The sequence below is a fragment of the Flavobacterium flavipallidum genome, from assembly GCF_038289905.1.
In the GTDB taxonomy this organism is placed as follows: Bacteria; Bacteroidota; Bacteroidia; order Flavobacteriales; family Flavobacteriaceae; genus Flavobacterium; species Flavobacterium flavipallidum.
In genome coordinates, this window is sequence record NZ_JBBYHU010000024.1 from 33,543 (window position 1) to 60,280 (window position 26,738).

The window sequence follows — 26,738 nt, forward strand, 5'->3', positions numbered from 1 at the left end:
CTAAATCATACGATTTAAAGGGTTTTGATTAGGTTTTTTAGAAACCTAGCGGAGAAAGAGGGATTCGAACCCCCGGACCTGTTACAGTCAACAGTTTTCAAGACTGCCGCATTCGACCACTCTGCCATTTCTCCAGTAAGTCGCTATCATTTCCTGATTGCGAGTGCAAATATAGAATGTTTTTCTTGATAAAAAAACACTTTGAACAAAGTAAAATCAAAAAAATATTATTTCAAAAAATCTGCCCCATAAAACAAAACACAAAAACCTGATTAAAAACATTTTACACATTATTTACCAAATACCCCTTAGCTAAATTTTCAAAGAGAAAAAGTTGTTCCCGTTCCCAATCTACACTTTTACCAAGCAAAGAAGCCATTATTACCACCACTACTGGTGCAGCTTCCATCGCCGCCTTCGCATCAAGAAAAAGCAATCTGATTCTTCTTGCCAAAACATCCTCAACATTTAAAGCCATTTCATTTTGCACAGCCCAAACTACTTCAGCTTTAGTGTATGGATACATAGGATGAATTTTTTCAGATAAAGAATTATCTTCAGCTATCATTTGCTCTATTAAAACAGCATCAGAACCATAAATAGCCAAATGTGAATTGATTTTTTCTTTAGAATAGCCATGAATTTTCAAGTGCCTTGTCTTAGATCGAACTGATTTCAAATCAGAAACTTTTGCTGCTATATTTAAGGTTTGTTCGGCCATTTTTCTATAAGTTGTCCATTTACCACCAGAAACATCTATTAAGCCCGAAGGAAGCACTCTAATACTATGTTCCCTAGACAACACAGCCGTTTTTTTCTCTTTAGCCACTTTAACTAAAGGACGAAGACCCACAAAAACACTACTTATATCTGAATAGTCAATTTGCTGATTTGCATATTTATTGAAATGATTCATTACAAAATCAATTTCCTCTTTTAACGGTTTAGGTTCTAATTCGACAGTTTCAACCGCTGTATCAGTAGTTCCTAACAACAATTTATCGTGCCATGGAATTACAAACAAAACCCTTCCATCATCCGTTTTTGGAATAAGGATTGCCGAAAAACCTTTAAAAAAAGAACTATTAATTACCAAATGAATTCCCTGTGAAGGCGCTATACTATGCTCTGATTGACTTTCTGACTTTTGCAAAATAGCATCCGAAAAAACACCAGTAGCATTAATAACCACTTTTGATTTAACAACAAACTCTTGTTTAGAAAAGACACCTTTAGCTATTAAACCAATAATCTTATCGTCTTTTTTTATAAAATCGGCAACACCACAATAATTCAGTACTAAGGCTCCGTGTTCTGTAGCTGTTTGAGCTAAATTAATAGCCAAACGACAGTCATCAAATTGACCATCATAATACAAGACTCCACCTTTTAAATAATTCGTATCTAAATCCGGTAAATAGTGCACCGTTTCTTTTTTGGAAAGAATTTTAGTTTTTCCCAAACTAAATTTAGCCGATAAAAACTCATAAATCCACAAACCAAAACCATAATACCATTTATCCCACCAACTGTAAACAGGAACCACAAAACCTAACTTATGACAAACATGAGGAGCATTACGCAACATTCGTCCGCGTTCCAGTAACGCCTCCCGAACTAAATGAATATTACCCTGAGCAAGATAGCGAACGCCACCATGAACTAATTTTGTTGAACGACTGGAAGTCCCTTTAGCAAAATCATACTTTTCCAAAAGCAAGGTTCTATAACCACGACTTGCTGCATCTACTGCACAACCTAGACCCGTTGCTCCTCCTCCGATGATAACAATATCAAACTCGGGATTTCTACTTAATAGTTTTAATTGCTCTTGTCTATCCATAAAAAAACTTTAAACTTGCCGCTGTATGCTACAACTACAAGTTTAAAGTTAACTTATTAAACCGGAATTAACCTATTATTAGCTATGAATCTTCAAAAAATAAATCACTTTATAAATTCCAAAGTACGCTCTAAAGCCATACCTCGGGAACCTTTTATCAACATTATATTGTTGTCGAAATTCACATCTTTTAAACCTACAGAAAAAGAATCAAAGCTTTCGTAGAAATGGAAATTTTCTTTTGAAAATTGACATTCATAAAATGCTTTTCCAACGAAATAACATTGAACTTTTGTTTCCTCTTTTAATGAATCCACTAAAGCTTTATGTTCCTGTTGGCTTTCTGAACCTAACTCGAACATATCACCTAAAATCATTATTTTATTTAATTTTTCAAGCTGTAAAAAATTAGCAATAGCAACCGCCATACTACTTGGATTTGCATTATAAGCATCCAAAATAATTTCGTTACTTCCTTTAGTCAATAATTGCGATCTGTTATTTTCAGGAACATAACTTTCTAAAGCTGCTTTTATAGCCTCATTATCCACCACAAAAAACTTTCCAATCGTTAAAGCTGCATTTACATTATTTGCATTGTACAAACCAATTAAATGTGTTTTAATTTGTAATGAATCAAACTGAATTTCCACAAAAGGATTTGCTTTGATATCTGCAATAACAACATCAGCATTTTCTCTATTTACACCAAAAGAATAATGTTTTAAAATTTTAGATTTCTCGAGCTGAATAGAATCTTCAAGATTAATAAAAGCTAATTTATCATTTTTAGCAAGATATTGATACATCTCGCTCTTCCCTTTAATTACACCTTCAACCCCACCAAAACCTTCTAAATGTGCTTTACCAAAATTAGTTATATAACCATAATCAGGCTGAGCAATTTCACAAAGAAATTCGATCTCCTTCTGATGATTGGCACCCATTTCTACAATTCCAATTTCAGTTTCCTTATTAAAAGACAATAAGGTCAACGGAACACCAATATGATTATTTAAGTTTCCAACAGTAGCTTTAGTTTTAAACTTTTTAGCCAAAACCACATTTATCAATTCTTTTGTAGTTGTTTTACCGTTACTACCGGTCAAAGCAATTATAGGTAATTTTAAATAGTTTCGATGAAACTTAGCCAATTCCTGTAAGGTCACTAAACTATCACCTACTAAAACAGTTCGATCATCAATATAATAATCTTTATTATCAATGATAACTGAAGAAGCTCCTTTTTCAAGGGCTTCTTGTGCAAAAGTATTAGCATCAAAACGATCTCCTTTGATTGCAACAAACATTGAATTTTTCTCGATTTTACGGGTATCAATTGATACTCCCGTTGATTTTAAAAACAAATTATGAATGTGACTGATATCCATATAAAAATGATTTAAAAAACAAAAGCCCTAATCAAAGGGCTTTTATCTAGTATGTTTTCGAAATTAATTTCTTGGTGATTTTCTTTTATCTGATTTAGAACCTACTCTTGACATTGCACATCTAAATCCAATATAATCTGTTGCCATATCCTGAGGGAAATATCTTCTTTGTGCAGGATCTAACCAATACGCTCTATCTCTCCATGATCCACCTTTATAAACTCTAATTTTATCATTAATTAAAGTAGTTCTTTTACTAGATCTGTCGTATTTTCTAACCATATTCCCTAAGCTATCCGTTGTTACATTGTGCTTAGGAGAATTGTACATTTTCTCAATTTCCTTTTCTTTAGAATTATCAGACTCCGAAGAACCAAAATTATAATACTTAGAAGATTGCTTATCACCGTCACGATAACCGATATTATTACTCTTGTCAAAATTTTGTCTTAAGTAAGTTTCTTTTTCATCAACAGGGACCTGAGCAATTTGACCTGGAAAACTTCTGGCAACAATTTTACCGTTACTTAAAGTATCATATTTCATATTCTCTTTAGTAACTAATTCTACCTTACCATCTTTCCCAATGCTGTTTTTATAATAAACGTTACCTCTGAAATAGTTGAAATCATTCATTTCATTATCAACGATAGGTCTATAAACATCTGCAACCCACTCTGCAACGTTACCCGCCATATCATACAAACCAAAATCATTTGCGGCATACGACTTAACAGCATTTGTAATATCCGCTCCATCATCAGACCAACCAGCAATACCACCATAATCACCATTACCTTGCTTGAAGTTAGCCATCTGATCACCTTTAGTTTGTCTTTTACCTGAACGCGTGTAACCACCAGACCAAGGATATTTCTTTTGACCTTTATAAATATTATATTCTCTTTGTCCTACATCAGCAGCTGCAGCATACTCCCATTCCGCCTCTGTTGGAAGTCTATATTCCGGCATAATAATTCCTGAAGAACGTTGTGCATATACATTTTTTTGAGTTGGAGCACTTCCATCTTTACCTTTAACACCTCTGCCTTTTGGCCTTTGCAAAACAATTTCTTGACTACCACCACGGGCTGTTGAAGGCGACATTAAATAAGATTCGGTACTAAAAGCATTCTCTGCATTAACATCATCTGTTTTTGCATTCTTTTTCAAATAACCACTATTTTCTAAAACTGCCTCATTAACACGATCCGTTCTCCATTTTGCAAAATCAACTGCCTGAATCCAATTAACACCTACAACTGGATATTCAGCATAGGCGGGATGTCTTAAATAGTTATTAGTCATTGTCTCATTATACCCTAATCTATTTCTCCAAACAAGAGTATCCGGCAATGCTCCATCATAAACTTCTTTATATTCATCCGGTGAAAAAACCGATTTAACCCAATCCAAATACTCTAAATACATAAAATTGGTCACCTCAGTTTCATCCATATAAAAAGATTGAACGTGTTGTTGAGTTGGCGTATTATTCCAATCATGCATAACATCATCTTCAACTTTACCCATTGTAAAAGTTCCCCCTTCTACAAATACCAAACCAGGACCTGCTTCCTGCTTTTTTGCGGCTGCATTTTTATCAACATTCCATCCTGTTGCTCTTGAAGAACTTTTAGAACTGGATTTTTTACTACAACTTGCAAATCCTAAAGCAACAATTAGCGATAAAACTAATCGTAAAAAAATAATTTTATTTACTCTCATACTCTTCATAAAGTAATATTATGGGCGCAATATAAACATTAACAATAATAACGACAAGATTGTTATCAACAATAACGAATTATTACTATACTCAATTTTAACGCAAATTTATACTTTTTATTATTTAATAGCACATATAACGTTTTTTTTTTAAACATTTGAATATTTTACTAACTAACTCATTACTGTGCTACGATTTAAAACCTAAATATTAACAACTTCACAATAAAAACAACCCAACAAAAACTACCTTCAACCACAATATTTAACCTAAAATTAAGTTATATTTAATATTTAAACACAATAACTCAATTATTACAAAATCCACACTAAAAACCAAACACTTACCATAGAAAACTCAATCAAGAGAAAAACTTGTAACTTTTTAATAAAACACTATATTTGTTGAATCAATTTTCACTAACCAATGAAAAAAACAATACTTTTAACTTTTTCTTTGCTTTCTGCATCTCTAATCCAGGCACAACAACAAAGACCTATAACTACAGCCGTTCCTTTCCTAACTGTTAGTGCAGATGCCAGAGCAGCAGCTATGGCCGATAACGGAGTAGCCACTTCTGCTGATGCTTTTTCACAGCAATGGAACCCTGCAAAATATGCTTTTGCAATAGACAAACAAGGTCTTAGCGCCAGCTACACCCCTTACCTAACCGGTTTAGCAAACGACATTTCGTTAGGCCAGGTTACTTATTACAATAAAATTTCCGACAGAAGTGCCTTTGCTGGAAGCATTCGTTATTTTGGTTTTGGAGACATCGAATTAAGACAAGACGCATCTGACCCCAACCCTCCAATTGTTGCACCAAATGAATTCGCCTTGGACGGCTCCTACTCTCTTAAATTAAGCGAAAAATTTTCCATGGCAGTAGGTGCCCGATTTATCCATTCCAACTTAAAAGTAGCTGTAAACAATAATGATGCAACAGCCGCAAGTTCCTTCGCTATAGATGTTGCTGGTTTCTACCAATCTGAAGAAATTGCATACAACAGCTTCAACGGAAGATGGAGAGCCGGTTTTAACTTTCAAAATCTAGGACCTAAACTAAGTTATGACAACGACGAAATAAGCGCCAATTTTCTTCCTTCAAACTTAAAACTTGGAACAGGATTCGACTTTATTTTAGACGACTATAACAAACTAGGCCTTAACCTTGAAATAAATAAACTTCTAGTTCCAACATTCAAAGTAGGCAAAAATACTGATGGCACTTATTCAGGCAAAGACATGAATGGCGACGGATCAATCGACGAAACAGATTACAATCTTGCCTATGAAGACTACCGAAAAACAGGATGGGTTTCCGGAATTTTCAAATCCCTGGGGGACGCACCTGATGGTTTCAAAGAAGAACTTAAAGAAGTCATGTACTCTCTTGGGGCTGAATATTCTTATCAGGATGCTTTCGCAATGCGCTTAGGCTATCATCATGAAAATATTAGCAAAAGTGGATTGCGATATTTCTCTTTGGGAGCAGGATTCAAATATACCTCGGTAAAAGTCGACGTATCTTACTTATTTTCTGCCTCCAAAATCCCAAATCCTTTAGAAAATACACTTCGTTTTTCACTAACATTTAATTTTGGCGACAAATACGAACAATATTAATTTCAAATTAGAAACAAACAATAAAATCCAAATTTCATCTTTCAGAAATTTGGATTTTTTTTACCCAAAATAAAAATGGAAGAAATCATTATCACCAACAAATTCTTCTCCTTTAATAAAATCGAAGAATTACCCACAAACATTCAAAACTTATTCAACCAAGCTTCTGCAGTACAAAAAAACGCCTACGCGCCCTATTCAAAATTTAGAGTTGGCGCAGCAATTGAATTAGATAACGGCAAAATTATTCTGGGAACAAATCAAGAAAATGCCGCCTATCCTTCCGGATTATGCGCTGAAAGAGTCGCACTATATCAGGCTACTTCTAATTTCCCAAATGCAAAAATTCTTTCAATTGTCATTACCGCTTCACCAGAAGAAACAGGAATCTCTGTACCAATTACACCATGCGGTTCCTGCAGACAATCTATAGCCGAATACGAAACAAAACAAGACAGTCCGATAGCGATTTATTTCATGGGAGAAAAGGAAAAGATATACAAATCCGAATCTTTAAAAAACCTGCTCCCTTTATTATTTAACAAAAAACTGCTCTAATAAAACTAAAAATTAGCTTTATAATTTTAGTACTTAGTTGGAATGTTCTATTTTTGCATTTCGCAAATTCGACCTAAAATGAAGAATTTGCAAAAAATACTAATTTACAACACAATAAAAACTTTAGTAAAAGAACACTTGAGATGAAAGAAGTTACAAAAGAAGTATATTTAAAGTGGTATGAAGACATGCTACTTTGGAGAAAGTTTGAGGATAAACTAGCTGCGTTATACATCCAACAAAAAATTAGAGGTTTTCTTCATTTATATAATGGTCAGGAAGCTGTACTTGCAGGAGCATTGCACGCAATGGATTTATCCAAAGACAAAATGATTACTGCTTACAGAAACCACGTTCAGCCAATTGGTATGGGTACAGACCCAAGACGCGTTATGGCTGAGTTACTTGGAAAAGCAACTGGAACTTCTAAAGGAATGGGTGGATCTATGCACATCTTCTCAAAAGAGCACGGTTTTTATGGTGGTCACGGGATTGTAGGAGCTCAAATTCCTGTAGGTGCCGGAATTGCTTTTGGAGACAAATACAACAATACAGGAGGAGTTACTATGACTTATTTTGGTGATGGTGCTGCTCGTCAGGGTTCTTTACACGAAGCTTTTAACATGGCTATGTTATGGAAATTACCAGTAGTATTTATTGTTGAAAACAATGGATATGCAATGGGAACTTCTGTAGAAAGAACCGCTAACCATACAGATATCTGGAAATTAGGTTTAGGATACGAAATGCCTTGCGGACCTGTTGACGGAATGAACCCTGTAAAAGTTGCTGAAGCAATGCACGAAGCTATCGAAAGAGCACGTCGTGGTGACGGACCAACTTTCTTAGAAATGAAAACGTACCGTTACAGAGGACACTCTATGTCGGATGCGCAATTGTATCGTACTAAAGAAGAAGTGGAAGAATACAAAAAAATAGATCCAATTACTCAAGTTTTGGATATTATCAAAGAGAAAAACTACGCTACAGAAGCTGAAATCGAAGCTATCGACGAAAGAGTAAAAAATCTTGTTCAGGAATGTGTTGATTTTGCTGAATCTTCTCCATATCCAGAATTAGAGCAATTATACGATGTAGTATACGCACAAGAAGATTATCCATTTACACCTCATAAACTATAAAAATATTATGGCGATAAAAGTAACAATGCCACGTTTGAGTGATACCATGACGGAAGGAACGGTAGCTACTTGGCTTAAAAAAGTAGGAGACAAAATTAGCGAAGGAGATATCCTTGCTGAAATTGAAACTGACAAAGCAACGATGGAATTCGAATCTTTCAATGAAGGAACACTTTTACATATCGGAATTGCGGAAGGAGAAACTGCTCCGGTAGATTCTTTATTAGCAATTATCGGTAACGAAGGAGAAGACATTTCTGCTTTACTTTCAGGAGGTGCTGCACCAGCTGCTGCCGCTCCTGCTGCAACCGAAGCTAAAAAAGAAGAAGTTGCTGCACCTGCTGCTGCTAAACCAGCCGCTGCATTACCAGCTGGCGTTATCGTTGTGACTATGCCTCGTTTGAGCGACACTATGACTGAAGGAACAGTAGCTACCTGGTTGAAAAAAGTAGGTGACGCTGTTGCTGAAGGTGACATTCTTGCTGAAATCGAAACTGACAAAGCAACAATGGAATTCGAATCTTTCAACGAAGGAACATTATTATATATCGGAATTCAGGAAGGAAATACAGCTCCTGTTGATAGTTTGTTAGCTATCATAGGACCTGCAGGAACTGACATTAGCGGAATTGCAGACGGTTTCGTTGCCGGTGCTGCTCCTGCTGCTGCTGAAGAAACAAAAGCTGCTCCTGCTGCTGTAGCTGCCGCTCCGGTTGCTCAGGAAGCTCCTGCTGACGGAGCAAGAATCATTGCTTCTCCATTAGCTAAAAAAATTGCTTCTGACAAAGGAATCCAATTAACACAGGTAAAAGGTTCAGGTGAAAACGGACGTATCGTAAAAAGCGATATCGAAAACTTCACTCCTGCTGCTGCCGCTCCACAAGCTGCTCCTGCTACCAAAGCAGACGCTGCTGCTGCACCAGCTGCTAAAACATATGTACCAGCTGGACAAATTGCTACTGAAGAAATCAAAAATTCGCAAATGCGTAAAATCATTGCGAAACGTTTATCAGAATCTTTATTCACAGCTCCTCATTACAACTTAGTAATCGAAGTGTCTATGGATGAAGCTATGAAATCAAGAGCTACAATCAATACAGTTCCTGATACCAAAGTATCTTTCAACGATATGGTAATTAAAGCTTCTGCTTTAGCCTTGAAAAAACACCCAAAAATCAACTCTCAATGGTCTGCTGATGCAATAACTATCAATTACCATGTAAATATTGGTGTTGCTGTTGCTGTTGAAGACGGATTAGTTGTTCCTGTATTACCTTTTACTGATGGAATGAGTTTATCTCAAATTGGTGCTAGTGTAAGAGATTTGGCTGGAAGAGCTAAAAGCAAAAAATTATTACCTTCAGAAATGGAAGGAAGTACTTTCACCATTTCTAACCTTGGAATGTTTGGTATCACTGAATTCAATTCTATCATTAACCAACCTAACTCAGCTATCCTTTCTGTAGGAGCAATCGTTGAGAAACCAGTGGTTAAAAATGGTCAAATCGTTGTAGGAAACACAATGATGTTATCTCTAGCTTGTGACCACCGTACTATCGATGGAGCAACTGGAGCTCAGTTCTTACAAACATTAAAACAATACATTGAAAATCCTGTGACTATGCTTGCATAATTACTGATTAAGTATAAAACTAAAACCCGTCTCGATAGCTATCGAGACGGGTTTTTTATATCTATTAAGTAACCAAATAACATTAGTAAATTTTGATTTAAAAAAACTAATTCTAACGCCAAATCAATATAAAATCAATAATATTTTCTACAATAATTTTAAGCCAATTCTTCTTTTTTCTACTACTTGATTTATCATTCTCTTCCATATAAACATCAATTAAATTTGGGAACTACATCTACTGTTTTATCAAAGTTACTTATAAATAAATTAGAAATTCTCTTTTTAAATTTACTTATTCTTCTCCTCAATCCACTTCGACATATACTTTGTGCTTTTTAAACTATGATGTTGCAACAATTCACCCATAAAATTATTCAATCGGTGTTCCGCTAAATTAGCATTTAATTCCTCAATCTTATTTTTAAAATCATCTTCAAATAACGTTCTCAAATAACGTTCTTTGATTAATTCAACTCCATTTTTTTGAGCCTGAAACCAAAGATTTTTATCCTGATATAATTGGACAGCTTTATCAGCAAAAAACAGAGGATCATCTTCTACAAAACCATTCCAATCCAAATTACCACACATCGATTCAGCTCCAATAGAAGTCGTAACACTCGGCGTTCCGCATTGCATGGCTTCCAATAATTTTCCTTTTATTCCCGCACCAAAACGCAAAGAAGCCAAAACTACTCGGGCTTTTTGAACCACTTTATTCGCATTTTCGGCTCGACCCTGAATTAAAAAACCTTCTTTTACATTATTTAGTTGTAATACTTTTTGCGAAGGATAAGCACCGTAAACATTCAAAACAGCTTCCGGTAATTGCTTTATTATTAGCGGCCAAATAGTTTCTTTCAAATACTGAACCGCATTCCAATTAGGTTCATGCAAAAAATTACCAATAAAAACAAAATCTTTACGTTCTTCGAAAGAAGGCAATTCCTTCAAATCAGGAATATCTTTGGACTCTAACAAAAGCGGTAAATAATACAATAGACTTCCATCTATTTTAAAAGTATACGTTAGCAATTCTATTTCATATTCTGAAATCATCAACGACAAATCACAACGCAAAATACTGGCAATTTCACGTTTGGCTACTTCTTCAACTAATAAATTCTGAGTTTGAAACACGCGCTTTTCCTTAAATGCTTTTTGTCTTGCTGTGCGTAAACAATGCAAATCTTCGGTATCTAAAATTCGTAAAGCATTGGGGCAATTTTCAGCAACACGCCAACCAAATTGCTCTTCAATCATGAATCGATCAAACAACACAATTGATGGATTCAATTCTTTGACAAACTCATCAAAACTGGAACAATTTAGATTTATCGTTTGCTTCGTAACATCAAATTGACTTAAATCAACCATAAAATCGCTATCCTGCGCCGGACTCGCAAAAGTAATTTCATAACCCTGTTCTTGAAATAATGAAATTAATTGCATCATTCTCCCACCTGCTGCCGAAGAATTTGGCTCAGGCCACACAAAACCGATAATTAATAAGTGTCTGTTCTGATTCATTGAATGTAAAAATGCTGTAAAGTAACGGTAAAATAACAGCAAAGGTCGAAAATATAATAGAATACAGCGTAAAAAACTTAATTTTGTAGCCTAAATATAAAATCATGTTAGGATTAAAATTAGCCACCGACCCAAGATGGGTCAATATCGTAGAATCGAATATCGAAGAAATTTTAACCGACCACGCCTGGTGCGAACAAAAAGCAGCTTCAAACGCCATCAGTCTGATTACCCAAAACTCTGAAAAAGAAGAATTAGTTAATGAATTAATTCTGATTGCTCAGGAAGAAATGGAACATTTCAAAATGGTTCACGACCTGATTAAAGAAAGAGGACTCACTTTTGGTCGCGAACGCAAAGACAGCTACGTAAACGAACTTTTTAAATTCATGAAAAAAGATGGAAGTCGTAACGATGCTTTATGCGAAAGATTATTGTTTTCGGCCATGATTGAAGCCAGAAGTTGCGAACGTTTTAAAGTTTTATCAGAAAACATAAAAGATCCTGAACTGGCTAAATTCTATCGTGATTTAATGATTAGTGAAGCAGGCCATTATACTACTTTTTTAGGTTTTGCCCGAAAATATGCTGACAATGTTAATGTAGACAAACGCTGGAAGGAATGGATAGATTATGAAACTTCCATCATTGTTAACTACGGTAAAGACGAAACCGTTCACGGATAATAATTTAATCCTAAAATTCGTTTTAATTTTATTCTATAAATAAATCATCATGCCTCAAAAGAAAGCTATTTTTCTTAAAATTTTAAAATACACAGGAATAACAATAGCCAGTATATTAGCCTTTTTGTTTATTGCTCCTTATGTTTTTGCAGATAAAATCAATGCTGAAATTAAAAAAGTAGCCAATCAAAAACTGAATGCAAAACTAGATTATTCTGAATCAAATATTTCATTTTTTAATCACTTTCCGTCACTGACAGTAAGTTTAGAAAATTTCAAATTAAATGGTTCGGCACCTTTTGAGAATGAAAAATTGATTACTGCTAAAGAAATTGCCTTTGGAATTAATGTTTCCAGTTTAATATTTGGTAGTTCGATTAATATTGACAAAATCTTTCTTGCCGATGCGGATATTAATGTAAAAGTAAACCAAGAAGGTTTTGCGAACTACAATGTCTATAAATCTGAAAAAGCAAAAACTGAACAAAAAGACGGAGATAATTCCTTAAAACTGGAAAAAATCGAAATTGAAAACTCTAAAATCGTCTATGATGATTTGTCTACCAAATTACATTTTGACATTTTTGGCCTCAACTATTTAGGGAAAGGCGATTTAAGTAAAGCCATTTTTGATTTGTCATCTAATGCCAAGATTGAAAAACTCAATCTTTTATATGACAACGAACCTTATTTAATGAATAAAAAAGTCAATGCTGAACTCATTACAAAGGTCAACATCAACTCGCTTTCTTTTATTTTTAAGGAAAACGACTTGAAAATAAACAACCTGATTGTTGATTTCAAAGGAAAATTTGACTTTTTAAAAGAAGGCTACAACATGGATTTTATCCTTAAAACGACCAACAGCAATCTAAATGATTTCTTCACCGCTTTTCCTCCAAAATTCATCACTTGGCTAGATAAAACAAAATTAACAGGAAATACCAACTTCAATTTATCCTTAAAAGGAAATTACATTGCCTCACAAAATATAGCTCCAAATCTTAGTTTAGATTTCAAAGTAAAAGACGGAAGTATTAATTACAACCAAAGTCCGGCTACAATTAGCAATTTGAATGTTGATTTTTCCACACAATTACCTTCATTAAATCCTGATTTATTGATTGTTGACCTGAAAAATCTTTCACTTAACATTGATAAAGAGACTCTAAAAGCGAAATTATACAGTACCGGAACGAAGGTTTTAGATATAAATGCGGCTTTAAATGCTAAAATTGATTTGGCAAAACTAAATCGTGCACTTGGAATTCCTGACTTAGAATTAAAGGGTAATTTAACTGCCGACGGAACTGCAAAAGGAAAATTCGACAAAGAAAAAGGTACTTTTCCTGTTACAAATGCGGTAATCAATCTGACTAATGGTTTTCTTAAAACGAAATATTATCCAAATCCAATTAGTAATATCGAAATTATTTCAACAGTTTCTAATCCAAAAGGTACTTTCAGTGATTTAAAAGTTGTTTTAAAACCAGCTCAATTTACATTTGAAGAAAATCCTGTTTATGTTAAGGCAAATTTGAGTCACTTTGACAATCTTAATTACGATATCAATGCTCGAGGAACTTTAGATATTGGTAAAATCTATAAAGTTTTCTCTCAAAAAGGACTTGATGTTGATGGTTACATTAAAGCCGATTTAAGTTTAAAAGGAAATCAAAGAGATGCCGAAAAAGGGAATTATTCGAAATTAAAAAACAATGGTACACTTGAAATCAAAAACATTGCATTTACTTCAGAATATTTACCAAAGAAATTCCTGGTAAAACAAGGTGTCTTTAAATTCAGTAATGACAAAATGAAGTTCAATACTTTTTTGGCTTCTTACGGTCAGTCTGATATTAAAATGAATGGCTATTTACAGAATGTTTTCAATTTTATTGCAACTAAAAATGGTGTTCTAAGAGGTGCTTTTACGTTAGATTCCGATTATATCAATGCTGACGAATTTATGTCGCAGTCAACACAAAAAGAAACATCCAACACAACAAATACAACTGTTACAACTAAGCCAACATCAGAAACAGGTGTCATTGTAATTCCATCAAATTTAGATCTACATTTTAAAGCCAATGCTCAAAAAGTAGACTTTAACGGATTAGCACTTAAAAATGCAAAAGGAAGTCTGAAAGTGAAAAATGGAACGCTGAATATGCAAAATACAGGCTTTGATTTAATTGGCTGTACGGTTGCAATGAATGCTAATTACAAAAGTGTCAACCTTAAAAATGCTCGTTTTGATTATCAAATCAAAGCAAACGAATTTGATATAAAACGCGCATACAAAGAAGTCAAATTATTTAGAGAAATGGCTAGTGCGGCCGAAAAAGCACAAGGAATAATCTCTTTGGATTACAACTTAAAAGGAAGGTTAAATGCTAATATGGAACCCGTTTTACCCTCATTATCAGGTAAAGGAGTTATTTCTATTAAAAACGTTAAAATGTATGGCATGAAAATGTTCAATAGCGTTGCCCGAAAAACGTCTAAAGAAAGCATTAAAAATCCTGAATTAAATCAGGTTGATATTAAAAGTTCTATTAAGAATAACATTATTACTGTAGAACGATTCAAGTTTAAATTTGCCGGCTTCAGACCCCGCATTGAAGGAACTACCAGCTTAGACGGAAGATTAAATCTTAAAATGAGATTGGGTTTACCTCCACTTGGAATACTCGGAATACCATTAACAATAACCGGTAATAAAGACAATCCTAAGATAAAAATTGGTCGCCAAACAGAAGATTTAGAAGAGACAAAAGATAGTATTCAATAAGTAATATTTTTTACTTGATTTAAAAAAAGCCATCTCAAAGAGATGGCTTACTTATTAGTAGAAAACTACTTTACATTGGAATTAAATCCTTATTTTTTAACTATGGATTTTACAGTATAATGTTGTCCGTTTTTAACATGTAAAAAGTAAATTCCTCTATATAAATCACTCATCGACATCAGCTGCATAGTACTTGTTAAAGGTTCTGATTTCAGTTTTCTTGATAAAACATCATAAAGTACTAGTTCTGCTCCTTCATAAACGGCATCAACCTTAACAGTTAAAACAGTTGTAACCGGATTAGGGAAAACTACAACATTTTCAGTAATACTATTGGCTGGAGTATCATTGCAGCTTCCCAATTTGTCTCCATGATTCAAATGTGCCTGCACTGCACTTGGACTGATACAAGTTTCCTGACCATTATGACAAACCATAACTTTATCACCTGAATTACCACATTGTATATTAATTGTATTAACATCAATAGAAGCTGAAGTTTGACATCCTTTAGAATCAGTTATTACTACCGTGTAGCTTCCTGCTTGGGATACTGCGATTGTCTGGTCAGTTTGGTTGGTACTCCATACATAAGAATAAGGAGCTGTACCACCTTCTGGAATTACTTTTATATTTAAAAGTCCGGTTCCATAACCTACATAAATAGTGTTTTTTTGCTGATTATTAATGGCGTAAGCATCAGGAATCGATGCGGTCAGTTGAACTGCATTGGTGTCGTCACAATCAGTATTATTTGTCGCATAACCTTCAGGAGCGACTGATGAACACAGCATTGCTGTTTGAGTTGATCCCAATCCATCTTTATCCGCATCAACATAATACAGAATAGGCTCATGAACAGTTGCGTCATTATCATTACAATCGGTATTATTGGTTGAATATCCTTCCAAAGCAACAGATGAACACAACATTGCTGTTTCAGTTGATCCAAATCCGTCCTTGTCTGTATCTAGATAATATAAAATTGGTTCATGTACAGTAACGTCGTTATCATTGCAATCATCGGTGTTGGAATAACCGTCATTGTCATTATCAATTGGTGTTGTTACATTAAATATGTCTGAATATGCAGAAAAATCAGTTTTATTAGTTGCTTTTAATCTGTAATAATATTTGGTGTTAGCAGCTAAATTAGTATCTGTGTAAGTAGTTATATTGGCTGCCACTTCTGCTATTTGCGCAAAAGATAATCCGTCTGATGAACGTTCAATTGCAAAATTGGCTTCATTGTTTGAATTGTCAGTCCAGTTTAAAGTTACTTTGCTTGAAGGAGTTGGTATTGGTACAATATTCGTCTCGAATATTACATTGGACGGCGAATTAATTAGAGTTGTATTGTATATTGTTGCAACTTCAGCAGCTGTCAGTGCATAGTTAAACATTTTTAACTCATCTATTTTTCCTTTGTAAGGAGCGGGAGTAGTATTAGCATATAATTCCAGTACTCCAATATTACCAATTACTAAATCAGTTGGCTCACCAATACCTACTGAGGTCCCTGTATTATCTGTTATCTCGTTTGTGAAAACACCATTAGTATATAATCTTAATTTCTTTGCAGTTACATCTCTCATGATAACTACATGTACCCAATCTCCGGTAAAATATTTAGTTGCTGCTAATGTTGAATTAAGTTCTGTTTTTGTTTTATCATCATCTATCGCAAATCGGAATTGATTATTTTTAATTTCTACATTAAATCTTCTGCCCGTTGCGCCTGTCGCAGCGTTTTTTGTCATCGAACCTTTGCATAATATATAAGAGCTCAAGGTTGAAGTAGCAGGTAATTGACTGGCGTCAGCCTTCATCCAAAAAGAAACAGAAAATGAATTTTTATCGAATAAAAGATTATCCTGATGGGGGATAGTCACCATTTGCTTATTTGGTAAAAATGTTGCAAAATCGAGTGCATTGTTAGCTTTTCCGGCTACCCTAACAGTAGCATTATCGAAAGAAGCATCTAATTGACCGTCATTGGCATACTTAGAAACATCTGCAATTTGTTCTCCATCTCTTGCTGTTTCTTTAAAAGGCCAATGACCAACAAGTTCCGGATTCAGCGCGCGGAAATTCCATAAATCACCACTAACAGTTCCTTTAACATTAGTAGCATCAATTCTCCAATAATAAGTTGTTTCCGGGCTTAAACCGGTAAGTGTATAGCTTGGAGCCACAACATAAGCTACATCAGCTAATTTTGCTAAATTGGCAGGATCAGTACCAAAATAAACAGAATAAGTTGTTGTATTTGAACTTCCTGTCCATTTTAGAGCCAGAGTTCCATTTGTCAACTCTACTGCATTCATCCCTGTTGCAGGAGTTGGAGTAGCTGCTTTTGTAGGAGCTGAAGGGATAGCTGGTGTGGTAAGGGAATTTACATCACTATAACTGGAAGATTCAGTTACAGTTGTCGCTTTAACACGATAATAGTATTTAGTGTTTGGAACTAAATTATTATCAGTATAAGTAGTGATATTAGCACCAACTTGGGCAATTTGTGTATAGTTTGTCCCATCGATTGAACGTTCAATTACAAAATTAGTTTCGTTATCTGAATTGTCTTTCCAAGTTAAAATTACTTTGCTTGATGGTGTTGGTGTTTCAACTGAAGTGGCAGAGAAAGTAATTGCTGTTGGAGGAATTACAAAATCAGGCGGTACAGTATAGATTAATCCGTTTATGTAAACTTCAATGTTTAAATATTCAGGCGAAGTGGTGCTGTAAGCAACGGCATCATTAGCATTGTTTTTGTTTAGGCCATTACTATCTTCCCATGCATCAGGCATACCGTCGTTGTCAGTGTCTAAAGGGGATGGAGCTCCATAAACATGCCCTGCTCCACCATTAATGAAACCAAACTTGCTTGTTAAATCACTTTGAACATACACATAAGTAGCCACTTTACCTTTAGACTTTAAATCAGAAATCATTAAATTATCAACTTGATCACGTCTTGGATACGATGGACCTACACTTTCCACAATTTTGTTGTAAGCATCCTGAGCTGATAAAGTTGTGTTTTTCATCGGATAGTCATAAGGAGTTGAATGAATTGTAGATACATCTCCCGTAGGATATCCTGATAAATCCTGAGGTACTAACGTACCATCCAATATTCCATTTCTGTTATTATCAAAATAATTACCTGCTCCGTATAACGAGAAGTTATCATTTCCACGGTTAAAAGGTGTTGTTATAGTAGTACTAGTATTTGGCCCTCCAATGAAATAATTGTTGATAATATTTACATCTGAACTTCCAGCAGAATCACCACCCATAATATAGGCATCTCCTGATTCGGCATGTCCATAGGTGTTGCCGTAATTTCCCCAGTTGTAAACAACGTTGTTTACAAACTCATTAATCCCTTTTATTTTGTTATTACGAGTTTTGTTACAGATATATAAGTTTCCAATTAAACTTATTTTCCCTCCTGAAGGCTGCATTAATCCTCCAGCAGAGTGATTGTGACGGTGTAATCCCTGGCCAATAATTGAATTTTGAATCGTGATATTGTCAGGACTTATACCTTTGCTGTCCCAGTTAATTGAGAATACTTCGTCAGTTCCCCAAGTAAAAGCCATGTGGTCAAAAATCATGTTCGCACCATTAGATAAACCTGATGCATCCTGTCCCTGAGTAGTAGATCCGTAGCGAATACGAAGGTATCGGGCAATTGTATTGCTTGAGCCAGTAAACGTTACTTTGGCACCTAAAAGTACTATTCCTTCTCCGGTTGCCGTTTGTCCTGCGATGGTGGTATTTTTTGCAACCACAATTTGAGATAAAGTATTAATTATTCCCCCTACTTTAAAAATCACAAAACGTCCTTCTTGACTTACAGCATCGCGAAACGAACCTGGTCCGCTATCATTTAAATTGGTTACTAAATAAATTTTAGGATTAGAAACTCCTCTGGCTCCGGTAGTATATTTACCAAATCCTTGTGCCTCTGGAAAGGCTAGTGTTTGGGAATTGGCATTCCCGGAACTCAATACGAGTCCGCAGAGCATCAAGGCTTTGGGAACTTGCTTAAAAAGTAAAGTTTTAATTTTCATAAATAATTTTGTTATGGTTGGTTATCTCAAAACTAAAATTTTAACATTTTATTAGCATCCTGTTCTATCCTGTTATACATGGTTGTTTTTTTAATTGTTTTCTACAAAAAAAATGCAGAAAATTATTTTTAAAAACGGCGTTAAGGCATTGTTTTACAGTGTTTTTTAAGGTGGACTCTTCGAGATGTCTTTTTTACAATATTTAGACCGTCTATCTATTTTTGATAAAATCGGCGCATAATATGATAAAATGAATAGTAGTTTTAAATCCTAACTTACTGATGAAAACAGCATTTTTAAAAAAAATAAAAAAACTACTCAATTCTGAAACGATTATTCCAGAAATAAGTTATACATTTGCAACGTAAAATTAAATCTGATGGCTCGCTGTGTAGAATTTAACGAAGTTGAAAAAATAGAAAAAGCAATGAATGTCTTTTGGGAAAAAGGATATAATGCTACTTCTATGCAAGACCTTGTGGATGCAATGCAGATCAACAGAAGCAGTTTATACAACACCATTGGCGACAAACACCAATTATTCATGAAGTGCATTGGCAATTATTTTGATCAAGCTATGTGTGAATTGAAAGAAAAAGTCGCTAAAGAAACATCGGCTAAGCAAGCATTAATCAAAGTTATTACTGATAAAGCAGCTTGGATTGTTTCCTGTGAAAAAGGATGTTTGGGCATCAAAACAATTTTTGAAATTGCTCCAGATGACTGCACAGTAAGAAATTTAATGAGCAAACAAAATGAAGTTTTCATTGAATACATGGCTACAATAGTTCAAAAAGCGATGGATGACGGCGAAATGGATAATTCAGAAGATGCAGCAATTATGGCTGAATATATTGCAACTTCTTTTACGGGTTGGAAACAAGCCTATATCCTTCATGGTAATCCAATCAAAATAAAAAAAATGTCAGAGTTTCTGATAAAAAACATCTTTAAATAACACCTTTTTTTTAACCAAATTCTGGAACGTTTATTTCAGAAAAAAATAGTAATACGCATACCTAATTTTTAAATTACAGCATTGATTCTGAAACGATTATTCCAGAATTAAAGCTATAGCAAATTATTAACTTTTAAATACAAAACAGCATGAATTCTGAAACGTTTATTCCAAATACAGGTATAATATCCAAGATCCAATTAAATCCAATTCCAATTATGAAAAAAGTTACTCTTTTAAGCTTAATCGCTATATTTTTTATTAGCTGTGCTGATAAAAATGCTACACCACCTGCTCCGGAAGCTCCAAAACTTCCTGTTGCGGCAATAACAACTGAAAGCACAACAACTGATGCTGAATACCCGGCTTCAATACAAGGTGCTATTGACGTCGAAATCCGTCCGCAAATAAGCGGCAACTTAGACCGCGTTTTAGTAGACGAAGGTGCCTATGTAAACAAAGGACAAACTTTATTTAAAATTAACGAACGTCCTTTTCGTGAGCAGCTAAACAACGCTCTTGCCAATCTTCACGCGGCAGAAGCGGCACTAATCAACGCTCAGTTAGAAGTTGATAAACTGACTCCATTGGTACAAAACAAAGTAGTTTCAGAATATCAGTTAAAAACAGCCAAGGCTACTAAGAAAATTGCAGCAGCTAATATAGAGCAGGCAAAAGCAATGGTAGCATCGGCGAAAATCAATTTAAGTTATACCAATGTCACTGCTCCGGTTAGTGGTTACATTGGGAGATTACCTAAAAAACAAGGTAGTTTGGTTGCAGCGACCGATGTTGAACCTTTAACTACGCTTTCAGATGTTCATGAAGTTTATGCTTATTTTTCTTTGAGCGAAACCGATTTTATCAACTTTAAGTCAGAATATGCAGGAAACAGTATTGGAGCTAAAATCAAAAACATGCCTCCAGTTTCATTAATATTAGCAGATAACAACGCCTATCCACAAAACGGAAAAATTGATATGGTGGATGGTCAATTTGACAAAACAACCGGTGCTATTACTTTGAGAGCCACTTTCCCAAATGCAAACGGCACATTACGTTCCGGTAATACAGGGCGTATCCGTTTAGAAATTGAGCATAATGATGCTATTCTGGTTCCACAATCGGCTACAGTAGAAATGCAGGATAAAGTTTTCGTTTTCACTGTAAACAAAGAAAATAAGGTTACTAAAACACCAATTACTGTTATCGGAAAAAGTGGTGCCAACTATCTGATTAAAGACGGGGTAAAATCAGGTGACCAAATTGTATTAAGCGGTATCGATAAACTTCAGGAAGGACAACTGATTAAGCCTGAGAAATCAAAAAACACAAAGATTGCTCAACTAATTAATAAAAAATAATTTACGCGAAAATGTTCAAAATTTTTATACAAAGACCCGTACTGGCAACCGTTATCTCCATTTTACTGGTGATATTAGGTGTACTGGGATTGACAAAATTGCCTTTACAACAGTTTCCTGATATTGCGCCGCCATCGGTTTTGGTAACGGCGGTTTATCCAGGAGCCAATGCCGAAACGGTTTTACGTTCGGTAGCGCCATCGTTGGAAGAATCTATCAATGGTGTAGAAAACATGACTTACATGAGCTCAACTGCCAGTAACGACGGTACTTTAGCCATTACAGTTTTCTTTAAATTAGGCACTGATGCTGATCAGGCAGCTGTTAACGTTCAGAACAGAGTAGCCCAGGCTACCAGTCAATTACCTGCTGAAGTTGTTCAGCAAGGTGTAGTTACAGCAAAACAACAAAACTCTTTCATCATGGCCATTGGTATGTATACCGATGATGAGTCCAAATATGACCAGACTTTTGTTGCCAATTATGCTCAAATTAACATCATTCCTGAAATTAAACGTATTCCGGGGGTGGGTGCTGCCAGTATTTTTGGTGGTGTAAAAGATTATTCAATGCGTGTTTGGCTGAATCCAACACAAATGTCCACTCATAATGTAACGCCAAACGAAGTGATGGCTGCCATTCAGGATAAAAGTTTGGAAGCAGCTCCGGGGAAATTTGGAGAAAGAAGTAAGGAAGTTTTTGAATATGTTATCAAATACAAAGGAAAACTGACCAAGCCGGAAGATTATCAAAATATAGCTATTCGTTCAAATGCTGATGGCTCAGTCCTTCGATTAAAGGATGTGGCTAGAGTGGAATTGGGTGCTTACTCATACAACAGTTTAACGCGTTTGAATGGTAAAAAAGGAGTGGTAATTGGGGTTATTCAATTGGCCGGTTCTAATTCAAATGACATTCAGATTGCGATTAATAAAATGATGGAAAAGGCTTCTAAAGATTTTCCAAAAGGTATAAAACACAATATTTTCTATAGTACAAAAGTATCTTTGGACCAGTCTATCGAACAGGTTGAACATACTTTATTAGAAGCTTTTATCCTTGTATTTATTGTGGTATTTATTTTCCTTCAAGATTTTAGATCTACTTTAATTCCTGCCATTGCAGTGCCTGTAGCAATTTTAGGAACGTTCTTCTTCATGCAGTTATTCGGATTTTCGATCAACCTTCTAACCCTTTTTGCTTTAATTCTGGCAATTGGTATTGTGGTGGATGATGCCATTGTGGTGGTCGAAGCCGTTCATGCCAAGATGGAACACAAACGGCTGTCGCCAAAAATAGCTACTCACGAAGCGATGCACGAAATAACGGGTGCTATTATCTCGATTACTCTGGTAATGGCTGCTGTGTTTTTGCCGGTTGGTTTTATGGAAGGTTCTACAGGAGTTTTCTATCGCCAGTTTGCCTTTACGATGGCGATTGCAATTGTAATTTCGGCAGTAAACGCTTTGACACTAAGTCCGGCGCTTGCAGCTTTATTTTTGAAAGACAATCACGGAGCTCATGGTCATGACGTACCTTATGAGAAAAAAGGATTTAAAGAAAAATTCTTTACAGCTTTCAACAGCAGCTTTGATTCATTAACCAACCGTTATGTTGGTGGATTGAAATTTTTAATCAGAAAAAAATGGTTGAGTTTAGGAGGTTTGGCTCTAATTACTGCAGTTACTATTTTAATGGTTAAAACAACCCCTGCCGGATTTATCCCAACAGAGGATCAGGGATTCATTGCAATTGCGGTAAATACTCCTTCCGGAACATCTTTGGACAGAACACAACAAGTGATGACTGAGGCTGAAAATACTTTGAAAGCTCTGGATGCTTCCCGATTTGTAACAGCAATTTCAGGTTTTAATTTATTGACTAATTCGACAAGTCCGTCTTCGGCAGTAGTATTTGTATTGTTGAAACCAAATGAAGAGCGTGGAGAAGTTAAAAATATTGACGAAATCATGAATCAAGTTCGTGGAAAGCTAGGCTCAATTTCTGGCGGAAGTTTCTTTGTATTCAGTTTCCCAACAGTACCTGGTTTTAGTAATGTTGAAGCTCTGGATTTAGTTCTTCAGGATAAAACTGGAGGAAAACTGGATAAGTTTAGCGGAATTTCTCAGGAGTTTATTGGAGCGTTGATGAAACGCCCTGAAATTGCTGTGGCTTTTACCAGCTTCAAAGCCGATTATCCCCAATTACAATTGGATATCAATGACGAAAAAGCCGATCAGTTAGGTGTAAAAGTAAAAGACATTTTGCAAACAATGCAGGCTTATTTTGGTAGTGCACAGGCATCTGATTTTAACCGATTTGGTAAATATTACAGAGTTGTTGTTCAAGCTGATGTAGAAGACAGAGCTGATCCATCATCAATTGACAGGATTTTTGTGAAAAACAAAAATGGCGAAATGGTTCCGATAAATACTTTGGTAAAACTAAGTCGAATTTATGGTTCTGAAACTGTTTCAAGATACAATTTGTTTAACTCAATTTCGATTAATGCCATTCCGAAACCCGGATTTAGTTCAGGTGATGCCATTAAGGCAATTGAAGAAGTAGCTGCCCAACAACTGCCTTCAGGTTATAGTTATGAATTCTCAGGGCAAACCCGTGAGGAGATTTCTTCGGGAGGGCAATCGACAACAATTTTCTTGTTGTGTTTGATATTCATTTACTTCCTGCTTGCAGCTCAATACGAAAGTTACATTTTGCCTCTAGCGGTAATTTTATCAATACCTACAGGAATCTTTGGAGTTTTTGCAGCTATTGGTTTAACCGGAATCGAAAATAATATTTATGTTCAGGTTGCTTTAGTAATGCTTATTGGATTACTGGCTAAAAATGCGATTCTGATTGTGGAGTTTGCAGTGCAAAAAAGAAAATCGGGTCAGGCATTAGTTAAAGCGTCAATAGATGCTGCCAAATTACGTTTGCGTCCAATTATCATGACGTCACTGGCTTTCGTTGTTGGTTTAGTTCCGATGATGAGTGCCAAAGGTCCATCGGCTCAGGGTAACCATTCGATTAGTATTGGTGCCGCTGGAGGAATGGTTTCGGGAGTAATTTTAGGTTTGTTCATCATTCCGGTATTATTCATCGTATTCCAATATTTACAGGAAAAAGTTAGCGGAAAACCGCTGGCTGTAATTCATAATCAAGAAAATAAAAATGGAAAATTATATAACAACAATTCTGATGGTAATCGTCATCAGCATAACGTACCTGTCTTATAAAGTGACGAAAGATCTTGACAAGAGAAAAGATAAATGTCCAGAAATTTAATGACAACAAAGTAAAAATGAAAAAGTATATAACTAAAATAACAATGGTCGCTATTCTAATTAGCACCTTAATATCCTGCAAAGTATCGAAGGATATTGAAACTCCTAAAGATGCATTTCCTGAGAATTTCAGGAATGCATCAGTTTCAAAAGACACTGCAAGCATTGCCGATTTAGAGTGGAAAAATTTCTTTGCAGAGCAAGATATTATTCTGCTAATCGATAGCGCGGTGACAAGAAACAACGATTTACAAATTGCCACCAAAAACATTGAAATAGCACAATATCGATTTTCGCAATCAAAATGGGGAAATGTGCCGCAGGCTAATTTATTTGTAAATGCGAGTAGCAACCGTCCGTCTGAAAATAGTTTTACAGGAATGAACCTGAATCAGGCTTTAGGGATAAAGCATATTGAGGATTATTCTGCAGGAGTTTCCCTTTCTTGGGAAGCGGATATCTGGGAAAAAATAAAAAGTCAAAAGAAAGGTGCTTTTGCAGCTTATCTTCAGTCGGAAGAAGTAAAAAAAGCTTTGCAGACAAATATTGTTGCCAATGTATCTAAAGGATATTACAATCTACTGATGTTAGATGCACAATTAGAAATCGCTAAGAAGAATGTACTGTTAAATGACAGTACAACCAATATTATTAAATTAAAATACAATGCAGGACAGGTTTCTTCATTAGCTGTTCAGCAATCGGAAGCACAAAAATTAGCTGCCGCGCAATTGATTCCTTTATTGGAACAAAATATTGCTATTCAGGAAAATGCTTTGAGTGTTTTGACGGGTTCGTATCCGAATGCCAAAAAAAGAAGTATTGCTCTAAGTGGTATCGAATTAAAAAACAATAATTCAATCGGGATTCCATCTTCATTGGTAAGCCGAAGACCCGATGTTAAAAGTGCTGAACTGGCTTTGAAAATTGCTAATGCGAATGTAGGAATTACAAAAGCCGACTTGTATCCTGCATTAAAAATCACAGCGCAAGGCGGATTGAATGCATTCGAAACCAGCAGTTGGTTCAATATTCCAGCTTCTCTTTTTGGAACTGCTCTTGGAGGTTTAACACAGCCTTTATTGAACAGTAAAAAAGTGAGAATACAATATAATATTGCCAAAGTAGAAAGAGAAAAAGCAGTTCTGGCTTTCAGACAATCTGTTTTGCTTGCTGTTAATGAAGTATCAGATGCTTTGGTCAAAGTTGAAAAATTAGAACAACAGCAAACATTTCTCCAACAACGTGTAAAAACATTACAACAAGCGATTAAGAATTCTAATCTGTTATTCAAAAACGGAATGGCAGAATATCTTGAAGTAATAACAGCGCAAGCAAATTTACTACAAAGTGAATTAGAACTAGCAAACCTTAAAAGAGAACAACTAGCTGCTAATACCGATTTATATCGTGCATTAGGTGGTGGTTGGAAATAATACCCTTTTCTATTATTATTTGGATGACGCTGTAAGACTTCGGTATTACGGCGTTTTTTTATTTGAATTCTTTCATTTACGATTAGAAAGAAATTAGAAATATAGAGATAAGCCATATATAACTATAAATTTTGTTATTATGATACTCTATTACAGCTTGGAAAATTATACTGATACTTTCTACTTAATCTTAACAAATGAAAGTTTATTATTTAGCATTAAAACTAATATCTCTCACTTAATGAAGTAAATGATTATAAATTAAGATAAAAAATCCAATCTTTATATAAATTATTGATCAAATAATTGGTTAACCAAATTTACATTTGAAACAATTATTGAAAGTAAATAATTCATAGAACAATAACTATTCTGTCCATATTAAACAAGATTCTTAATTAAGAAATGTATATCTGTTGCATCACAAAACAGTAATAAAAAAAACAACTCATTATAAATACCCTTAAAGAATCGTAGACAAGATTAGACATAGACCAAAGTTATATCACAATATTGTAAAGCGAACGGCATGGAAGTATATTCCCAGATATTAATAGGATCAATCTCAAAACCTGGGGGCAAATATTTAAAAAAAAAGAAGAACTTTGTCTTTATAAGAATTATTGATGACTTCTATAGAACTTTTAAAATTTATGCTGCCTGATTTTTTAGTAGA

At 34.9% G+C, this 26,738-nt stretch carries 15 protein-coding genes and 1 tRNA gene; 10 read left to right on the forward strand and 6 right to left on the reverse strand.

The window, feature by feature from the left end; translation table 11 throughout:
• Positions 1-49 precede the first annotated feature (49 nt).
• The 4 genes from AAEO59_RS11610 to gldJ all read right to left on the reverse strand — a co-directional run bounded on the left by AAEO59_RS11610 (position 50) and on the right by gldJ (position 4,962).
• Positions 50-134, reverse strand: a tRNA-Ser gene (locus AAEO59_RS11610).
• A gap of 149 nt (positions 135-283) precedes the next feature.
• Positions 284-1,843 carry a glycerol-3-phosphate dehydrogenase/oxidase gene (locus tag AAEO59_RS11615; RefSeq protein WP_341700911.1) on the reverse strand — a complete coding sequence of 520 codons (1,560 nt, stop codon included), beginning with the start codon at positions 1,841-1,843 and terminating at the stop codon, positions 284-286.
• Between the two features lie 104 nt (positions 1,844-1,947).
• Entirely contained in the window at positions 1,948-3,234 is a 1,287-nt protein-coding gene (locus AAEO59_RS11620; protein WP_341700912.1) for a UDP-N-acetylmuramoyl-tripeptide--D-alanyl-D-alanine ligase, read from the reverse strand.
• A gap of 63 nt (positions 3,235-3,297) precedes the next feature.
• The gene (gldJ, locus tag AAEO59_RS11625; RefSeq protein WP_341700925.1) at positions 3,298-4,962 is read right to left on the reverse strand and encodes a gliding motility lipoprotein GldJ; all 1,665 of its coding nucleotides are present in this window, start codon (positions 4,960-4,962) and stop codon (positions 3,298-3,300) included.
• Positions 4,963-5,389: 427 nt separating this feature from the next.
• On the opposite strand from gldJ, the gene porV reads away from it, so the two are divergent.
• The 4 genes from porV (at position 5,390) to AAEO59_RS11645 (ending at position 9,922) form a co-directional block, all read left to right on the forward strand.
• Complete coding sequence (gene porV / locus AAEO59_RS11630) at positions 5,390-6,589, forward strand: type IX secretion system outer membrane channel protein PorV (protein WP_341700913.1); 1,200 nt, start codon at positions 5,390-5,392, stop codon at positions 6,587-6,589.
• A gap of 75 nt (positions 6,590-6,664) precedes the next feature.
• Positions 6,665-7,147: a cytidine deaminase gene (cdd, locus tag AAEO59_RS11635; protein ID WP_341700914.1), complete on the forward strand. Its 483-nt coding sequence runs from the start codon at positions 6,665-6,667 to the stop codon at positions 7,145-7,147.
• A gap of 143 nt (positions 7,148-7,290) precedes the next feature.
• Positions 7,291-8,289, forward strand: coding sequence for a pyruvate dehydrogenase (acetyl-transferring) E1 component subunit alpha (gene pdhA, locus AAEO59_RS11640; protein ID WP_341700915.1), 999 nt, complete (start codon positions 7,291-7,293; stop codon positions 8,287-8,289).
• A 7-nt stretch (positions 8,290-8,296) separates the two neighbouring features.
• Positions 8,297-9,922, forward strand: a complete 1,626-nt coding sequence (locus AAEO59_RS11645) for a 2-oxo acid dehydrogenase subunit E2 (RefSeq protein ID WP_341700916.1) — start codon at positions 8,297-8,299, stop codon at positions 9,920-9,922.
• A gap of 291 nt (positions 9,923-10,213) precedes the next feature.
• On the opposite strand, the gene AAEO59_RS11650 is transcribed toward AAEO59_RS11645, so the two are convergent.
• Positions 10,214-11,455 carry a glycosyltransferase gene (locus AAEO59_RS11650; protein ID WP_341700917.1) on the reverse strand — a complete coding sequence of 414 codons (1,242 nt, stop codon included), beginning with the start codon at positions 11,453-11,455 and terminating at the stop codon, positions 10,214-10,216.
• Positions 11,456-11,559: 104 nt separating this feature from the next.
• Between AAEO59_RS11650 and miaE the strand changes: the two genes are divergently transcribed.
• Both miaE and AAEO59_RS11660 read left to right on the forward strand, forming a co-directional pair.
• On the forward strand, positions 11,560-12,141 hold the full coding sequence (miaE, locus tag AAEO59_RS11655) for a tRNA-(ms[2]io[6]A)-hydroxylase (RefSeq protein WP_341700918.1): 582 nt from the start codon (positions 11,560-11,562) through the stop codon (positions 12,139-12,141).
• Between the two features lie 49 nt (positions 12,142-12,190).
• On the forward strand, positions 12,191-14,935 hold the full coding sequence (locus AAEO59_RS11660) for an AsmA-like C-terminal region-containing protein (protein ID WP_341700919.1): 2,745 nt from the start codon (positions 12,191-12,193) through the stop codon (positions 14,933-14,935).
• Positions 14,936-15,024: 89 nt separating this feature from the next.
• Here AAEO59_RS11660 and AAEO59_RS11665 read toward each other — a convergent pair whose 3' ends face one another.
• Entirely contained in the window at positions 15,025-19,014 is a 3,990-nt protein-coding gene (locus AAEO59_RS11665; RefSeq protein WP_341700920.1) for a LamG-like jellyroll fold domain-containing protein, read from the reverse strand.
• A gap of 379 nt (positions 19,015-19,393) precedes the next feature.
• Between AAEO59_RS11665 and AAEO59_RS11670 the strand changes: the two genes are divergently transcribed.
• The 4 genes from AAEO59_RS11670 (at position 19,394) to AAEO59_RS11685 (ending at position 26,062) form a co-directional block, all read left to right on the forward strand.
• Complete coding sequence (locus tag AAEO59_RS11670) at positions 19,394-19,972, forward strand: TetR/AcrR family transcriptional regulator (protein WP_341700921.1); 579 nt, start codon at positions 19,394-19,396, stop codon at positions 19,970-19,972.
• A gap of 218 nt (positions 19,973-20,190) precedes the next feature.
• A complete protein-coding gene (locus tag AAEO59_RS11675; RefSeq protein WP_341700922.1) occupies positions 20,191-21,336 on the forward strand; it encodes an efflux RND transporter periplasmic adaptor subunit in 1,146 nt (381 codons plus the stop codon).
• 11 nt (positions 21,337-21,347) lie between these two features.
• Positions 21,348-24,578 carry an efflux RND transporter permease subunit gene (locus tag AAEO59_RS11680; RefSeq protein WP_341700923.1) on the forward strand — a complete coding sequence of 1,077 codons (3,231 nt, stop codon included), beginning with the start codon at positions 21,348-21,350 and terminating at the stop codon, positions 24,576-24,578.
• A gap of 65 nt (positions 24,579-24,643) precedes the next feature.
• Complete coding sequence (locus AAEO59_RS11685) at positions 24,644-26,062, forward strand: TolC family protein (protein ID WP_341700924.1); 1,419 nt, start codon at positions 24,644-24,646, stop codon at positions 26,060-26,062.
• Positions 26,063-26,738 lie beyond the last annotated feature (676 nt).

Bases quoted from the DNA above. Each gene is read 5' to 3' on its own strand.
- AAEO59_RS11615 (WP_341700911.1), bottom strand. From the start codon at position 1,843: ATGGATAGACAAGAGCAATTAAAACTATTAAGTAGAAATCCCGAGTTT.
- AAEO59_RS11620 (WP_341700912.1), bottom strand. From the start codon at position 3,234: ATGGATATCAGTCACATTCATAATTTGTTTTTAAAATCAACGGGAGTA.
- gldJ (WP_341700925.1), bottom strand. From the start codon at position 4,962: ATGAGAGTAAATAAAATTATTTTTTTACGATTAGTTTTATCGCTAATT.
- porV (WP_341700913.1), top strand. From the start codon at position 5,390: ATGAAAAAAACAATACTTTTAACTTTTTCTTTGCTTTCTGCATCTCTA.
- cdd (WP_341700914.1), top strand. From the start codon at position 6,665: ATGGAAGAAATCATTATCACCAACAAATTCTTCTCCTTTAATAAAATC.
- pdhA (WP_341700915.1), top strand. From the start codon at position 7,291: ATGAAAGAAGTTACAAAAGAAGTATATTTAAAGTGGTATGAAGACATG.
- AAEO59_RS11645 (WP_341700916.1), top strand. From the start codon at position 8,297: ATGGCGATAAAAGTAACAATGCCACGTTTGAGTGATACCATGACGGAA.
- AAEO59_RS11650 (WP_341700917.1), bottom strand. From the start codon at position 11,455: ATGAATCAGAACAGACACTTATTAATTATCGGTTTTGTGTGGCCTGAG.
- miaE (WP_341700918.1), top strand. From the start codon at position 11,560: ATGTTAGGATTAAAATTAGCCACCGACCCAAGATGGGTCAATATCGTA.
- AAEO59_RS11660 (WP_341700919.1), top strand. From the start codon at position 12,191: ATGCCTCAAAAGAAAGCTATTTTTCTTAAAATTTTAAAATACACAGGA.
- AAEO59_RS11665 (WP_341700920.1), bottom strand. From the start codon at position 19,014: ATGAAAATTAAAACTTTACTTTTTAAGCAAGTTCCCAAAGCCTTGATG.
- AAEO59_RS11670 (WP_341700921.1), top strand. From the start codon at position 19,394: ATGGCTCGCTGTGTAGAATTTAACGAAGTTGAAAAAATAGAAAAAGCA.
- AAEO59_RS11675 (WP_341700922.1), top strand. From the start codon at position 20,191: ATGAAAAAAGTTACTCTTTTAAGCTTAATCGCTATATTTTTTATTAGC.
- AAEO59_RS11680 (WP_341700923.1), top strand. From the start codon at position 21,348: ATGTTCAAAATTTTTATACAAAGACCCGTACTGGCAACCGTTATCTCC.
- AAEO59_RS11685 (WP_341700924.1), top strand. From the start codon at position 24,644: ATGAAAAAGTATATAACTAAAATAACAATGGTCGCTATTCTAATTAGC.